We start from the raw sequence: 15,684 nt of genomic DNA on the forward strand, positions 1-15,684 counted from the left end.
CCATGCACCGAAGCTGCGGGTGTGCAGCAATGCACGCGGTAGCGGAGCGTTCCGTAAGCCTGTGAAGGGAGACCCGTGAGGGCTCCTGGAGGTATCGGAAGTGAGAATGCTGACATGAGTAACGAGAGGAGTGTGAGAAACACTCCCGCCGAAAGTCCAAGGGTTCCTGCGCAAGGTTAATCCGCGCAGGGTGAGCCGGTCCCTAAGGCGAGGCCGAAAGGCGTAGTCGATGGGAACCACGTTAACATTCGTGGGCCTGCTAGAGGTGACGGATGACGATAATTGTTCGGACTTACTGGATTGTCCGGGCGGTGTAGTCGTTCCAGGAAATAGCCCTAGCGTATAGACCGTACCCGAAACCGACACAGGTGGACTGGTTGAGAATACCAAGGCGCTTGAGAGAACTATCTTGAAGGAACTAGGCAAATTGCCCTCGTAACTTCGGAAGAAGAGGGCCCATGCTGAGCGCAAGCTCGGTGTGGGGGCACAGACCAGGGGGTGGCGACTGTTTAACAAAAACACAGGGCTCTGCGAACACGGAAGTGGACGTATAGGGTCTGACGCCTGCCCGGTGCTGGAAGGTTAAGAGGAGGGGTGCAAGCTCCGAATCGAAGCCCCAGTAAACGGCGGCCGTAACTATAACGGTCCTAAGGTAGCGAAATTCCTTGTCGGGTAAGTTCCGACCTGCACGAATGGCGTAACGACTTCCCCACTGTCTCCAAGATAGGCTCAGTGAAATTGAACTCTCCGTGAAGATGCGGAGTTCCCGCGGTTAGACGGAAAGACCCCGTGCACCTTTACTCTAGCTTTGCAGTGGTGCCAGGAATTGAATGTGTAGGATAGGTGGGAGACTTTGAAGCAGGGGCGCTAGCTCTTGTGGAGTCGCCGTTGAAATACCACCCTTTTGGTTTTTGGCATCTAACCATCTACCGTTATCCGGTAGTGGGACCCTGCATGGTGGGGAGTTTGACTGGGGCGGTCGCCTCCGAAAGAGTAACGGAGGCGTGCGAAGGTGGGCTCAGACTGGTCGGAAATCAGTCGCTGAGTGCAATGGCATAAGCCCGCTTGACTGCGAGACAAACAAGTCGAGCAGAGACGAAAGTCGGTCATAGTGATCCGGTGGTCCCGCGTGGAAGGGCCATCGCTCAACGAATAAAAGGTACGCCGGGGATAACAGGCTGATGATTCCCAAGAGTCCATATCGACGGAATCGTTTGGCACCTCGATGTCGGCTCATCACATCCTGGGGCTGGAGCAGGTCCCAAGGGTTCGGCTGTTCGCCGATTAAAGTGGTACGTGAGCTGGGTTCAGAACGTCGTGAGACAGTTCGGTCCCTATCTGCCGTGGGTGTAGGATACTTGAGAGGAGCTGCCCTTAGTACGAGAGGACCGGGGTGGACGTACCTCTGGTGTGCCGGTTGTGACGCCAGTCGCATTGCCGGGTAGCTATGTACGGACGGGATAACCGCTGAAAGCATCTAAGCGGGAAGCCCCCCTCAAAACAAGGTATCCCTGAGAGTCGTGGAAGACCACCACGTTGATAGGCTGGGTGTGTAAGTGCGGCAACGCATTGAGCTAACCAGTACTAATCACTCGATCGGCTTGATTTCAGCCAAATCTGTCATGTGCAGCGATCAAAGGCTGCCAAGACGACAATCAAGCGCAGACGCAATATTGGCATCGCCTCAAGCGATGTCGTGTCAGGATAGTTCACTGTATCCGGTTCCGCCGGTCTTAGCTGGCCTGGTGGCCTTAGCGAGTGTGCAACACCCGATCCCATCCCGAACTCGGCCGTGAAAATGCTCAGCGCCAATGGTACTTCGTCTTAAGACGCGGAAGAGTAGGTCGCTGCCAGGCCTGCCAAGACCGGCCCAACCGATACAGACTTCACGAGACAACATCAAAGGGGTGCCTGGTCCCACGGATCGAGCACCCCTTACTTCTTTGCCGCGGGGTGGAGCAGCCCGGTAGCTCGTCAGGCTCATAACCTGAAGGTCGCAGGTTCAAATCCTGCCCCCGCAACCAATCTAAACGCCGCCAGGTCAATGACTTGGCGGCGTTTGTGTTTCTGCACACCCGTGCGGAAACCGCGTTTTGCTCCAATTTTGCTCCACTGCGGAAGAAGCGCCGGCCCAAACGTGGGTCCTGGAGCCCCATGGTCGCTCGCCTCCTCACCCGCTTCATGCGGCGCAGAACGAGGATCACCATGACCTGTTTCCAACATGCTCGAAGCGGCAGCGAAAACGCGAATCTTTACCCATCAGGACAAAAGACCCCGTCAAAAAATCGCATAGCCTTACCTCCATCAAACCGGCGCGAACCCGCATTCGTGACGGCCGAAATTGGAGGATGCGACAATGAGTGAGCCGAACCGGAAGGCACCGAACTGGCCCCGCCGACAGCGCCGCGACCAAGCGGTGTCGAAGAGAAGCTTCCACGCGCGGCAACGGCTCCAGATCGAGCTCCAGCCGGGCCGACGGCGTCCCACCTGTCACTTCGGGGTACACACCCTGGCAATGCTGTTGCGGAATGCCATCGGCAGGGGCGGGTTGCCGCCGCTGGGAGTGGGGGCGCGATTTTTGATACATCGCTTCACCCAGTCTGCCTTTGCCCTGCACCAGGCCTCCAGCCTAATTGAAAGCGGAATCGCCGAGTGCGGATACCAGCCAAGAGAGGTGCGTCTCCTATCTGCGTTGATCAGGCAGGGAGCAGCATCTCTATCAACGTCGCCTTCCCGGCTCGGTGCGGGTGATCAATCCGAGCAGGAGGGCTGACCATGGCGACGATTCGCAAGCGAGCAAATGGCAGCTGGGAGGTGCGTATCCGCCGCCGTGGCTATCCGACCCTATCTCGCAATTTCAGCCGTCGGCAGGATGCCGATCGGTTTGCCAATCAATGCTCCGCCGAGATGGCTGATGGCCGCTATATCGACCGGACCGTAGCGGAGAAGATGACTTTCCAGATGGCCATTACCCGGTATCTGCAGGAAGTGACACCCACAAAGAAGGGGCATCAGGAAGCATACTTCCTGCGCGCCTTGTTACGGCATCCAATCGCATTGAAACCTTTGGCCGACATCACGCCCATCGACCTCAACTACTATAAAGAGGCCGAGCAGAAGCGGGGCATGAGCAACAAGTCGATTCTCAATGCCCTCGCTCACATCAGCCATGTATTCACGATAGCGGTGAAGGAGTGGGGGATTCAGGGTATCGACAATCCGGTCAAGAGGATCAGGAAGCCGAGATCCGAGGAGGCACGGGATCGCCGCCTCGAGCTTGGTGAGGAGGATAGATTGATGGCCGCTTGCGAAGAATCGAGAAGCGATCTGTTGCCGCAGATTGTGGCGTTTGCCCTCGAAACTGGTATGCGGCGAGGGGAAATTGTGAAATGCCAGTGGGAGCATCTCAAGCTGCAGGATGGCGCCGGCCTGATCCGTGTCTATGATGTCAAGGATCCACGCCAGAGGCGGTCGCGAGAAATACCATTGTCGACACGTGCACGGGAAATTCTCGCCTCCCTACCGGGGGCGAGATCTGGGCAGATATTCAAAGTTCACAAGGATGCCGTAACGCAGTCATTTGCGCGAGCATGTGGCCGCGCGAAGATCAAGGACTTCCGCTTCCATGACCTGAGACATGAAGCCATATCCCGTTTCTTTGAGCGAGGCATGAGTATTGTGGAAGTCGCGGCCATCTCAGGCCACAGGACGTTGCAGATGCTGAGCCGATACACGCACCCGCGCGCCATGACGATCTAGCGGAAGCTTGGGTGATCGCCATGCGCATAAAAAATCGCTTTGTCGTGACACACCCTACTCATGGGGTGTTGCTGGACTTGGTGCGCGGCGTGATGGTAACGCCGATGTTCACCATTCCGGAGCCGGTCTGGTCAAGTATGCCAAGGGGATATGGCAGTGCATTGACCTTCCCTGACCGCGATCAGGCTCTGCAGCGGGCCGGTGGTATGGCGGATGGGTTGGAAGTTCACCCGGTAACGGCAGACTTCCAGATTGATGGTCTGCTGTTTGCTTCATTGCGGGAATGCGTTCTGGCTGGGCTTGAGCCCTGGTATGTGGGCGATGAGTTCTATGTCGCCCTTCCCCAGGATGCAGCTTGCCGGCAGCGTATGGAGCAAGGCATAGCTGCCCGGACGATAGGATTTGTACCTGCGTGGCAGTGGACGGAACAAGGCGGTCAGTTTCGTCGGTCAGCACGCATACAGAATCCATGCATGGCCGAAAGTACATCGCATAACTGAAATGGTGGAGGAGCCAAGTATTGGCTCCTCCAACCTCAGTCACGGCCGAATCCACCCGGCCTGCCAAATTTTTGCGGTGTCAGCTTCTCCGTGCTCTCGTGGCGACGTCTCTGCTGCTCAACGGTCATCATTCTATACACCTCATGCAGGCGTTTACCCTCGTCCGATGAGATAAATCCTCTTGCTCGCAAGAGCTTAAAATACTCCGAAACAAGTATCGTGGTTTCCTTGAGTCTCTCGTTGAGTAGCTTCTGTGGCAGCGATCTAACATGTTCCAGCAGAGCGACCTTGGCTTCCGGCCTTCCTGTTTGTGCGTACTTGTCGATCAGATCATCAGTGGTTTTACGCTGTTCTAGCAGCTCTTCTTCGGGGCGGCGGACAGGCCTGGTTGGAGTAACCGTTCCGATCTTGGAGAGTGGGGCCTTCTTCTGGGGAGTGGTGGATATCCTTCCTCCGCTCCGTGGCAGCACTTGGCTAGGGTGCATGGGTGGAGTTGGCGTTAACGGAGATTCTGACGGCAGCAAAGCCGTTTCAGCTCTGCATTCTGTATCCTTCTGCCGCTGAAGCTCCTGAGCTAGCCCCAAGAACCGCTCGCGCAATTCACTCTCGAACAAGCTCCGCCTTTCATGCAGCTTGCTCATTGGTAGCCGCCGCTCTGCCGGGCCTGCTGCACCGGTTTCAGCTCGGCGGCCAGAATGAAAACGGGTTGCCGGCCTACAGAAGTGGTTAATGACAGTCGCTACAAACAGCCGCCACTCCTTCACCTTGTCTGGGCCGTCAAGGTGCCGCGGCATCTTCTTGCCTCGTCGCCCCTGCTCGGAGGCTATCCACTGTCCTTCCGCATTGCGGTGGCACCGGCGGACGCTAACCAACAGATGGACATGGGGTTGCCCATGGCTATGGATTGCCCACATAGACGGTAGCTCCCGCGAAGCCAGGTACTTCGATATTTGCTCAAGGCAGGCAACCTGCTGAACCTTGTTAGATTCTTTCGGCAGCTCCACCACTATGTCGTGAAACAAGCTGGCGTCCTGCCGGTGGCTGGTGTCCACCAGCGCCTTCATCACCTTAACCAGTTCGTCGCCACCAATACCCCCAGAGGCGACCAAGTCGGGTTTGGCGCTGGCCCAACGACCCTCCCTGGCAATATAGGCCACCTTCTGATGGAGGCGGCGTTCCGCCTGGCGCCCCAGCGGAACCCTTCGCGCCGCGTGGGGCACCCGTACTCTATGGCGCGGCCCTGCTGCTACCACGGATGACCGAACCCGTCGGACCAGATTGAATGATCGAATCTGATGGTGATGGGTGCGATACGAGCGCCCTTCAGAAGTACCGCTCCGGCGGGAGAGGCCAATGCCGATCGAAACTGCATTTTCGATATCACCGGCTTCGATTAGCCGGCCTTGTTTCCACTCATCTTCAAGGCGCTTCCACCAGTCCGGATGTGGCCGAACATAATTGGGCCTATTCATATCTTGTCTACCTCTGCATCTGATTTCGATTGCAGAGATTTAGACGGCGGGAAACGTCCGTTGGTTACAGGTGATGGCGGTTTTTCTCATATGTCGCGCTGATTAAGTGCCTATCGCTTGAATGCCGCGGTCATTCTTCAAGGCCAGATTCGATAGTGACCCCATAATAAGAACCATCGGAATGCCCCTGAAGATGGGTAAGAGCCGCCAACTCTGGGGATTTTTCACCTTCATAGAGGGTTTGGTGGGTGTGACGTTCTGATGGATCAAGCGCTTATGTGTTCGGATTGCTTAGGATATGTGCAGCTACCGCACTATCGAATGAAAAATCTAGGCAGCTACCACAACACCGCGTCCGAAATATCGGCAGCTACCGCATTTGCATGGAGAAAATCCCGGCAACTACCGCGCTTGTACCGCTTTTCAGCAGATACTTCAGAAGAATCTACCAAGCATGGAGAGCCAGCATGACTGCCGATGTGGTCGACACATTAAATGTAAGGGGGGGCGGGAGCGTTGCTTGGTGACTATCAAGCAAGGCTAGGAAGGCCTGTTAGAGGACAGCCCCACTGGGGAGCAGTATATAGCGCACCCTTGAATCTTTACCCATCAGGACAAAAGCGATGGGCCATTTCTGAGATATATGGATTAGAGGCGGCAATGGAATCCCCAATGCGGCTTCGGCTTTTATCTTCGATGAGGTGGCTAGTCATGCATATTGCGTTAATGTCCGATTTGCATTGCGAAATTGAACGCCCTCGTCAGAGTGTCAACGGGCATCCTGATCGTGGTCCAAACTTACAGAGCCTTAAGGAATCGGGAGCTGATGTTCTGGTGCTGGCCGGCGATATAGAGAGATCACCAGAAAGCCTGGTCGATTACCTGTGCCAAGTTAATCGATTCCTGAATATTCCGATCATATGCGTTCTCGGAAACCATGAGTACTTTGGTGCCGAAATGAGGGAAACGCTTGGTGGCGCCTACGATCATTTCAGGCGGGCGAGGCAACGCGGACATGAGATTCACGTCCTTGAGCGATCCGGCGTCACCCTCTCCGGAGTTCATTTTCTCGGGGCCACGTTGTGGACGGATTTCGAACTTCACGGCCCAGAATATGTCGGCTATGTCATGTCTCTGGCGCGTGGGCTGCAGGCGGATTATAGGGAAATACGTTATGGTGGACGTCGACTAACTCCAATGACCTGCCTTAGCCTGCATCGTAAGACAGTAAGATGGCTTGAGAAGGAGTTGAGTCGAAAGCGGGCCCAACCGGTTGTCGTGGTTACTCATCACGCACCAGCTCGAGGCTCGATTGTGGCGCCCTATCATGATGACTATCTGACTGCCACCTATGTCTCAGATCTTGAAGATCTGGTTCGACGTCATCAGCCAGAAGCGTGGCTGCATGGCCATATTCACGACAGTGTCAGTTATAAAATCGGCCGAACTACTCTGGTCGCCAATCCGCGAGGCCTTCCTACTGGATTCTCTGCACGCCCCCAAGAGAATCTGGATTTTGATCCTACTCTTCGGATATTCGTCGAAGGCCTGCCGGATATGAATACTCTGCAACAGCCGGTAACACGGCTACGCGTGGCCATGCTTCAGCGAGGCTTGCCGGCTTCGTCTGCGCTGGCAACGTTCGTGGAAGAGGGGCGCCAATCTTTGAAGGGCCCGCCAACATCCTCATCGCTTCGAAAGGTGGGACAGGCGCCCTCAGATATTCAGCAACAAGCCGGACCTAGCAATGAGCATTGGTCTGGTACCGCCGAGGGTTGTAACCCAAATGCCTATAGCGGCGGGCGGGCCGTTCCAGTGCGGCGACCTAACCCGCGTGCAGTGAGAAGCGATTAAGCGGGCATAATTGCGGTAAGATGCGTGCGAGTCGTAAGTAATTTGTTCTCAGTTTTTGCTGCGGCATTGCGGCGAGGTGAGTTGGCAACATAGAGAGCTGAGGCGCAGTCCGCGAAAGATCGTCTCTTAATAGGAAGTTTCTACAGTTCGGCAGTTGCTGTATTAACTATGAATGCGGCATTGAATGAGATGTTCTCTTGAGATCGCGCAGGGTCTATCGATGGGTAGCCATGTGGGTTGCAGGCCACCGTCGTTTGGCCAATTGAATAGATGAAGCTGAAATGCGTGTGGCCGTGCAGCCAAGCGGTAGGCTGATATTTTCTTATCATATCCGACAGGTTGGACACGTAGGCAGCTGTGACTAGATCATCTTTGTACTTGGGTGCAATCGAGCCCTGCGCTGGCGCATGATGTGTTGTGACGACAGTTGGGCCTGAGAATTCTTCGCTCAATGCTTCTTCCAGCCAGGCGCGGCTTGTTTCATGTAGCTGTAATGCGTCAATGGGTTGAAATGTTCGACCCTTGAAGCTGATGAGTCGGTGATCGTTGAGACACTCGCCGGCATTGGACATGGCCGCAATTGACTTGTCTGCGCCGAAAATCTCGTAGTCTGTCCAAAGGGTGGCTCCCAGAAAGCGAACTCCGCCAATTACGGCGCTGTTATTTTCGAGAAAATGTATCTCATGACCGGATTGTTGAAGTCGAAGTGAGCCTTGTCGAAGCTCTTCAATATCGTCGAGCAAACTCCCTTTGTAGAATTCGTGATTGCCAGCGACATAGACAATCGGAATATCCAAAAACTCGGATACTTGGGATATATAGTCCAAGGCCATATGTGGGCCGACCTCGATATCCCCTGCCAGCACTAACACATCGGGCCGCTTCTTTTTCAGCTCAATGAGGGATGGGCCCCGATCCGGATGTCCGCTCGTTCGCGGCCCTGGCCTCCCAAATTCACAGTGCAGATCGGACATCAGGGCGATACGCATATTTCCTGTCCGGCAGTTTCAATGTGGAACTATTGTGAGTTTCATCAAATAAGCTAAATCGCCCCGATATCGCTCTACTTTGTGATGTCGTTTGTGCTCCAGTGAATCCAGTCGATGCCGCTGAGCTTCAGCGTTATCAGAAACCGGGAGTTATCACTCATATTTTAAAGTGGGTACCCCCGTTGCTTCGTGGAAGCCGTTAGACAGGAGCAAATCCAGCAAGAAGTGGGCATGGCAACGGGGACTGAGTTGGCAATTCCAGTAATTCCTAGCTCTATCGCCTAAAATGCTTAGACCACAGGCGATTTAGTCCCAAGCATGCAGGAGGTGGGCTTGGCGGGCACCGCTGAGATGGCCGAAAGCGAGACCGCTCAGTAGTGGTGGACAATCGTCCTGTATATTATCATAATATAGCGTACTATATAAAGAGTATCCTGGAGGATAGTGGCCGGTGACTTTAGCCATTCAGAATGCACCTGGAACCCCCGACGCCGGTTTCGCGGCCAAGGACGATCTGCGTCACTGGCCTCAGCCTGGCGGGCGGATGCGCGATTCTCTGTTTTGGGAATGCATATTGCCCAGCGAGCAGATCGGTTTTCAGGCCTATCTCTATCTCACTGATGACGGGAAGGCCGGTTTCAACATCATTGTATGGGGTCCGGAATCGGAACCGCTGGTGCTGGACCTCGTCCAGGGCGAGATCCCCGCTTCAATGGATTTCGACGCCTTGGACTTCAAGGGGCTGCATCTGGAACAGCCGGCTGGGTCCAATCGCGCCCGGCTGCGGTACCGCAGCGACAAGGTGGAGCTGGACTACGATTTCACCGGGCTGCACATGCCCTTCAGCTATCGGCAGAACCCCGATGGCCTGCCCGCCTGGTTTGCGGTCAACCGGTTCGAGCAAACCGGCTGGGTGCGGGGCTTCATCACCTTCGGCGGCCGGTGCGTCGAGCTGGACCATGTCGGGCATCGCGATCATTCTTGGGGCATGCGCCAGTGGGCGATGCCGCAACATTGGAAATGGCTCGCCGCTTACACGCCAGATGCGTCGCACATAATCAATGCCTGGCTATGGCAGGCGAAAGGTGAATCGGGCGTCGGTGGGTATGTTGTGCGCGGCAAGACGCTGACCCCGATCGCAAGCATCAAGCAGCAAGCCGCATATGATGCCGACATGACGCAGCGCAGCTTGCGCGTGGACATCATCGATACGCTCGGTGCCAGCTGCGTGCTGCAGCTTGATCGGTTCGGCATAGTGAAGCTGCCTACCGGTGGCCGTCACGCCACCATGGTCATGGAAGCGGCATGCACGGCCAGTATCGACGGCCACAAAGCGGTCGGGCAGTATGAAACCTTCTGGCCGCAGGCCTATCTTGATCGCCTGATTGCGCTGCAGGCGCCGTGATGACCTGGGACTGGTCAAGCGAGACGCTGACGCGCGCCACCGATTTTCTCCAGGCGCGTGGCCTCTTAAGCGGCAATGCGGTGCCGCGGCGGATCGGCGATGGCCATTCTAATCTCACCTACCTGATGCGGTGCGGCGACGAAGCCGTGGTGCTGCGCCGCCCGCCGCCGCCGCCCCAGCCGAAAGGCGCCCATGATGTGCTGCGCGAAGCGCGTATCCTGTCAGCGCTTGAAGGCACCGGCCTGCCGGTGCCGCGCGTATTGGCAGCCAGCAATGCGGGCGAGATTCTGGATGTGCCGTTCTATGTGATGCAATGGCTGCCGGGTGTAGTCATTACCGACAAGCTGCCGGAAAGCCTGGCCGCGCCCGATCTCGCGCCAGCGATGGCGGAAGCGTTTGTCGATACCTTGGCCGATCTGCACGCGGTGGATTGGCGGGCCCGCAGCCTAAGTGATTTCGGCCGCCCGGAGGGGTTCAATGCAAGGCACCTGGACCGCATCGAGGTGCTGCTGCATACCCGCCACGAGGCGCCGCCGAAGGATTTCGTCGCACTGCTCGATTGGCTACGGCGGTATTGCCCGCCCGAATCGGGCGCGGCTATCGTGCACAACGACTACCGCCTCGGCAATGTAATGTGGCAGGCTGAAGCGCCGCCGCGACTCTTGGCGATCTTAGATTGGGAACTAGCCACCATCGGCGATCCCTTGCTTGATATCGGATACATGGCAGTATGTTATCCGATGCCCGGCGAGGCGCTCACACCGAATCAGGAATTGAGCGCCGCCTTTCTTGCGCCGGGCTTTCCTACGCGCGCGCAGATCTTCGCCCGCTATGCCGAGCGCTCTGGCCGTAATTTGAGTGGCCTGCCATGGTATGCGGCGATGGCGGCCTGGAAGATGGCGGTTCTCTACGACTACTCGCATCGGAAGGGACATGATCCCTTCTATGCCGATCCATCCCAGGCGCAGCGCTTCATTGCGGCGGGCTGGCGCTTTGCCGAAGGCCGGCTTTAGAGCCGTACCAGCTGCTTGCCGAGATTGCCGCCCGCCATCATGCGCAGGAAGGCCTCCGGCATATGCTCGAAGCCTTCGAGAATATCCTCGCGGAAGCTGATACGGCCGGCGCGATGCCACGCTGTGAGATGCTTGAAAGCCTCTTCGCGCAGATGCCACCAGTCGAATACGACAAGGCCTTGGATGGTGGCCCGGGTGACGATCAGGCGGGCGCTGGCCCGCAGACCGATATCCTCGGCTGCGGTCTTATCCACCACGGCGATGCGGCCGCAGATGATCACGCGCGCGCGCACGGCGAGATTCGCCAGCACGGCGTCATGGATCGGGCCGCCGGTATTATCGAAAAACACATCGACGCCATTCGGGCAGGCAGTGGCGATGGCAGCGTTAAGGTTCGGCGTGGTGCGGTAGTTGATGCCGACATCCATGCCCAGGCTTCGGCAATGCTCGAGCTTGTCGTCGCTGCCGGCGATCGCCACCACGCGCGCGCCCATCAGCTTGGCGATCTGCCCGGCGACCTGGCCGACCGCGCCCGATGCGGCCGACACGACCACGGTTTCGCCAGGCTTCGGCCGGCCGATCTCGGTCAGGCCGATATAGGCGGTGAGGCCCGGCATGCCGAGCCATGACAGGCTGGCTTGCGGCGGCACATCGGCCGGCACGCGGTTGGCGCGCGCAGCGCCAGGCAGGTCCGGTGTCACCACGGCGTATTCCTGCCAGTTCATCGCCATGGTCTCGACGAGATCGCCCACGGCCCAGTCCGGATGATTGGAAGCAATCACCTCGCCAACCCCGCCGCCATGCATCACGCCGCCCGGCTTCACGCTGGCGGTGTAGTTCTGTGCCGGGCTAATGCGGCCACGCATATAGGGATCGAGGGAAAGCCAGCGTACACGCACCAGGATCTGGCGCGGGCCTAGCTCAGGGATCGGTGTTTCGATCAGGCGCCAGGTATCCAAGGTCGCCGGGCCGCTCGGATATTGGTGCAGTACCCATTGGCGGTTCATCATGTGCTCGATCCCTGCTTGCCGTGTCAGCCTATGGCAGACTCATACTCGCGGCGCAGGGTCTCGATCAATGCTGCCACCGGTGCGCGCTGCTGCACCAGGCCGGCGCCATGTCCAGCGCTCCATACATCCCGCCATGCCTTGGCGCTGGCGCCTTCCTCGCCAAAGGCCTTCAGGCCCGGCTGGCTGCCGGCCGATGGCGCGGCCGTCAGGCCTTGAGCCTCCAGCGAAGGGCGCAGGAAATTGGCTTTCACGCCGGTCAGCTTATCGGACATGACGATGTCCTCGGCGGTCGCAGCAAGAACCATGTCTTTGTATTCCTCCTGGGCATTGGCTTCGTCGGCGACAATGAAGCTGGTGCCGATATAGGCGAAGTCGGCACCCAGAATGCGCGCCGCGCGAATGCCACGTCCCGTGCCGATGGCGCCGCCAAGCCCGAGCGGGCCATCCCAGAATTGCCGGATCTCGGGCACGAGCGCGAAGGGCGATTGCGTGCCGGTATGACCGCCAGCGCCAGCACATACTGCGATCAGACCATCCACACCGGCTTCGGCGCATTTGCGGGCGTGGCGTGCACTTACCACATCGTTGAGCACTAGGCCGCCATAGCCGTGCACGGCACCGATGATGTCAGCTGGTGCTGCCAGGCTGACGATGACGATCGGCACTTCGGCATCGGCGATCACCCGCATGTCGTGATCCAGCCGTTCGTTGGTGCGGTGCGCGATCTGGTTCACCGCGAAAGGCGCTGCGGGTGCTTCCGGATGCGCGGCATCATGGGCTGCCAGGGTTTCCTTGATCTCGGCGATCCAGTCGCGCAGCAACTCCTTGGGCCGCGCGTTGAGCGCCGGAATGGAGCCGACAATGCCGGCTTTGCACTGGGCGATCACCAGCGCCGGCGTCGAGATGATGAACATGGGTGCGCCAATCACCGGCAAGCGCAGGCGTGTCAGCAGGCTCTCGGCCTGCGCGCGGCTACCGCGCGGGCGGACCGATGGAGAAGTTGAGGCTTGCACGGTGTCCTCCCGGCCTTCTGGTTCTGGTTGGCCGGAAGTATGCGGGAGGGAAAATAGGTACGCAAGATAATAGTAATAAAGCTAACTAAAATACCACCCTGTTTCGGGGCTCAATCCAGATCGTCATCCTCGGCACCGCCCTTGGAACGGTTGCCGTTCGACAGCACGATCAGGTTTTCCTTCATCTTGGCCAGCATCCGCGACGTGCTCTTGATGTCCTCAAGCGAAACGCCTTCGAGGATCCGGCCGTTGAAGTCGGAGCTCACCGGCTCGATGTCGTTGAGCAGCTGGCGCGCGTTGTCGGTGAGGAAAACCCGCTTCACCCGGCGGTCCTTCTCATCGGGCTCGCGGGTAACGAAGCCGCCCTGCTGCAGGCGGTCGATCAGCGAGCCGAGCGCCACCTTGCCCACATCCAGTTCATTGGCGAGCTGGGTCTGCGGCAGGCCGTTGTTGCGCGAGATGAAGGCCAGCACCCACCATTGCGAGCGGGTGATGCCAAGCGGGGCCAGTTCGCGGTCGAAATTGACCCGGCGCAGACGCGACACGTCATGGATCAGGTAGCCGAGGCGCAGTCCCCAATGTCGGAATTCGCTGTCCATTCAGGTCGTGACTTTCGCCAGGAATAGTAAGAAATCGTCATTATCAGCTAACATATTATTATCTTGCTGTGCAATGACGAAAAGCAATGTATGCAGCTTCTGGGTTGTTTTAGCTGGTTCCCTGGCGATGGGGTGGTGAAAGTGCGGGCCGGGGTTTACTTAACTAATATGCTAGCGTACCGTATGTTAATATAATCAATTATCCGAGGAAGCGCGGGCATGCGCAAAGCCAACAAGGTGATTATCAGCTGCGCCGTCACGGGGTCTATCCATACCCCCAGTATGAGCCCTTATCTGCCTATCACGGCGGCGCAGATCGCCGATGATGCGGTGGCGGCCGCCAAAGCCGGCGCGGCGATCCTGCATTTGCATGCGCGCAACGAGGAAACCGGCCAGCCGACGCAGAAGCCGGAAGCCTTCGCGCGCTTCCTGCCGCGCATCAAGGCGGAATGCGATGCGGTGATCAACATCACCACCGGCGGCGGCCTAGGCATGACCCTGGACGAGCGCCTGGCGGCGGCGAAATGGGCGCAGCCGGAAGTCGCTTCGATGAATATGGGGTCGCTGAATTTCAATATCGCCGGCGCCGCCGAGAAGATGCCGGATTTCAAGTTTGCCTGGGAGCGCCCGTATCTGGAAATGACGCGGGACTTCATCCTGTCAAATACCTTCGCGCAGATCGAGCGCGGACTCACCGAGCTCTCAGCGAACGGCACGCGATTCGAGTTCGAATGCTACGATATCGGGCACCTCTATAACCTGGCGCATTTCCGCGACCGTGGCTTGGTGAGGGGGCCGCTATTTATCCAAGGGGTCTTCGGCATCCTTGGTGGCATCGGCGCCCATGTCGATCATCTGGTGCATATGCGCGCCACGGCGGACCGTTTGTTCGGCGACGACTATTACATGTCGGTGCTCGCTGCCGGGCGCAATCAGATGCCTATCGCGGTGAACAATGCGATCATGGGCGGCCATGTGCGCGTCGGCTTGGAAGACAGCATTTTCATCGCGCGCGGTGAGCTGGCGAAGTCGAATGCCGAGCAGGTGGAGAAGGTCGTACGTATCCTGTCCGAGCTATCGATCGAAGTCGCCACGCCCGAGGAGGCCCGTGCCATGCTTGGCCTCAAGGGCGGCGGCAATGTCGCCTTCTGAGAATCAAGAAGAACAACGGGAGCAAGCCATGACATCGCCATTTCGCACCGACCTGCTGCAAGGCAAACGCATCCTGATCACCGGCGGCGGCACGGGGCTGGGCAAGGAAATGGCCGGCGGCTTCGCGGCCCATGGTGCCCATGTCTATCTTTGCGGCCGGCGCGAGCAGGTGCTGGCCGAAACGGCCGAGGAGATTCGCAAAGCCGGCGGCAAGGCGGATTTCATGGTCGCCAATGTGCGTGATGCCGCCAGCATGGACGAGGCCGTGGCGCGCGCCTGGGAAGCCGGGCCGCTGACCGGCCTGGTGAATAATGCCGCCGCCAATTTCATCGCGCCGACCGAGAGCCTGTCGCCGCGCGGCTACCAGGCGATCACCTCCACGGTGATGGACGGCTCCTTCTTCGCCACGCTCTATTGCGGCAAGCGCTGGATCGAGGCCGGCCTGCCTGGCACGGTCTTGAGCAACCTGGTTACCTGGGTGTGGACCGGTTCAGCCTTTGTCACGCCCTCTGCCATGGCCAAGGCGGCGATCCAAGCTATGACCATGTCGCTGGCGGTGGAGTGGGGGCCGAAGAAAATCCGGCTGAATGCCATCGCGCCAGGCCCGTTCCCGACGCCCAATGCCTGGGAAAAGTTGAATCCGATTCCGGGCACTTCCGTGGGCGCGACGCAGAGTGACCAGGTGCCGATGCGCCGCTTTGGCCAAATGCACGAGCTGCGCAACCTGACCACTTTCCTGATGTCGGATGCCTGCGACTATATCAATGGCGCGACAATTGCCGTCGATGGCGGTCATCATCTGGCGGCGCCAAGCACCTTCGCCGATCTGTCGTCGCTCTCGGAGGGGGATTGGCAGAAGGCGCGCGAGGCACTGCGGCAATCGGCCGAAAAGGAGCGCCAGGGGCGCGGTGCCTAGCA

General features: G+C 58.3%; 12 protein-coding genes, 1 tRNA gene and 2 rRNA genes (1 of these 15 only partly in view). 10 read left to right on the plus strand and 5 right to left on the minus strand.

All coding sequences use genetic code 11. The features are described from left to right. The 5 genes from ACQY7X_RS08755 to ACQY7X_RS08775 form a co-directional block, all read left to right on the plus strand. A 23S ribosomal RNA gene (locus ACQY7X_RS08755) occupies positions 1-1,609 on the plus strand; it begins 1,131 nt to the left of the window's first position. 132 nt (positions 1,610-1,741) lie between these two features. After that, a 5S ribosomal RNA gene (rrf, locus tag ACQY7X_RS08760) occupies positions 1,742-1,856 on the plus strand. A 91-nt stretch (positions 1,857-1,947) separates the two neighbouring features. Continuing rightward, positions 1,948-2,024, plus strand: a tRNA-Met gene (locus ACQY7X_RS08765). 751 nt (positions 2,025-2,775) lie between these two features. After that, positions 2,776-3,759, plus strand: a complete 984-nt coding sequence (locus ACQY7X_RS08770) for a site-specific integrase (protein ID WP_428249524.1) — start codon at positions 2,776-2,778, stop codon at positions 3,757-3,759. 11 nt (positions 3,760-3,770) lie between these two features. Beyond that, a complete protein-coding gene (locus ACQY7X_RS08775; RefSeq protein ID WP_428249525.1) occupies positions 3,771-4,259 on the plus strand; it encodes a hypothetical protein in 489 nt (162 codons plus the stop codon). A gap of 35 nt (positions 4,260-4,294) precedes the next feature. Here ACQY7X_RS08775 and ACQY7X_RS08780 read toward each other — a convergent pair whose 3' ends face one another. Beyond that, positions 4,295-5,731, minus strand: a complete 1,437-nt coding sequence (locus tag ACQY7X_RS08780) for a MobA/MobL family protein (protein ID WP_428249526.1) — start codon at positions 5,729-5,731, stop codon at positions 4,295-4,297. Positions 5,732-6,442: 711 nt separating this feature from the next. Here ACQY7X_RS08780 and ACQY7X_RS08785 point away from each other — a divergent pair. Next, the gene (locus ACQY7X_RS08785; RefSeq protein ID WP_428249527.1) at positions 6,443-7,585 is read left to right on the plus strand and encodes a metallophosphoesterase; all 1,143 of its coding nucleotides are present in this window, start codon (positions 6,443-6,445) and stop codon (positions 7,583-7,585) included. A gap of 140 nt (positions 7,586-7,725) precedes the next feature. Here the strand turns inward: ACQY7X_RS08785 and ACQY7X_RS08790 are convergent, their stop codons facing one another. After that, entirely contained in the window at positions 7,726-8,574 is an 849-nt protein-coding gene (locus ACQY7X_RS08790; protein WP_428249528.1) for a metallophosphoesterase, read from the minus strand. Between the two features lie 451 nt (positions 8,575-9,025). Here ACQY7X_RS08790 and ACQY7X_RS08795 point away from each other — a divergent pair, with 451 nt between their 5' ends. Then, positions 9,026-9,979 carry a DUF7064 domain-containing protein gene (locus tag ACQY7X_RS08795; protein ID WP_428249529.1) on the plus strand — a complete coding sequence of 318 codons (954 nt, stop codon included), beginning with the start codon at positions 9,026-9,028 and terminating at the stop codon, positions 9,977-9,979. After that, entirely contained in the window at positions 9,979-10,992 is a 1,014-nt protein-coding gene (locus ACQY7X_RS08800) for a phosphotransferase family protein (RefSeq protein WP_428249530.1), read from the plus strand. The genes ACQY7X_RS08795 and ACQY7X_RS08800 overlap by 1 nt, the downstream gene beginning before the upstream one ends. Here the strand turns inward: ACQY7X_RS08800 and ACQY7X_RS08805 are convergent. From ACQY7X_RS08805 to ACQY7X_RS08815, 3 genes are all read right to left on the minus strand, one after another. Continuing rightward, positions 10,989-12,002 carry an NADP-dependent oxidoreductase gene (locus tag ACQY7X_RS08805; protein WP_428249531.1) on the minus strand — a complete coding sequence of 338 codons (1,014 nt, stop codon included), beginning with the start codon at positions 12,000-12,002 and terminating at the stop codon, positions 10,989-10,991. The genes ACQY7X_RS08800 and ACQY7X_RS08805 overlap by 4 nt on opposite strands. 23 nt (positions 12,003-12,025) lie before the next feature. Continuing rightward, complete coding sequence (locus ACQY7X_RS08810; RefSeq protein ID WP_428249532.1) at positions 12,026-13,015, minus strand: NAD(P)H-dependent flavin oxidoreductase; 990 nt, start codon at positions 13,013-13,015, stop codon at positions 12,026-12,028. A 110-nt stretch (positions 13,016-13,125) separates the two neighbouring features. Next, positions 13,126-13,614, minus strand: a complete 489-nt coding sequence (locus ACQY7X_RS08815) for a MarR family winged helix-turn-helix transcriptional regulator (RefSeq protein ID WP_428249533.1) — start codon at positions 13,612-13,614, stop codon at positions 13,126-13,128. Positions 13,615-13,833: 219 nt separating this feature from the next. On the opposite strand from ACQY7X_RS08815, the gene ACQY7X_RS08820 reads away from it, so the two are divergent. After that, complete coding sequence (locus ACQY7X_RS08820) at positions 13,834-14,766, plus strand: 3-keto-5-aminohexanoate cleavage protein (protein WP_428249534.1); 933 nt, start codon at positions 13,834-13,836, stop codon at positions 14,764-14,766. Positions 14,767-14,794: 28 nt separating this feature from the next. Then, positions 14,795-15,682, plus strand: coding sequence for an SDR family oxidoreductase (locus ACQY7X_RS08825; protein WP_428249535.1), 888 nt, complete (start codon positions 14,795-14,797; stop codon positions 15,680-15,682). Positions 15,683-15,684 lie beyond the last annotated feature (2 nt).

This window comes from Ferrovibrio sp., from assembly GCF_965278975.1.
In the GTDB taxonomy this organism is placed as follows: Bacteria; Pseudomonadota; Alphaproteobacteria; order Ferrovibrionales; family Ferrovibrionaceae; genus Ferrovibrio.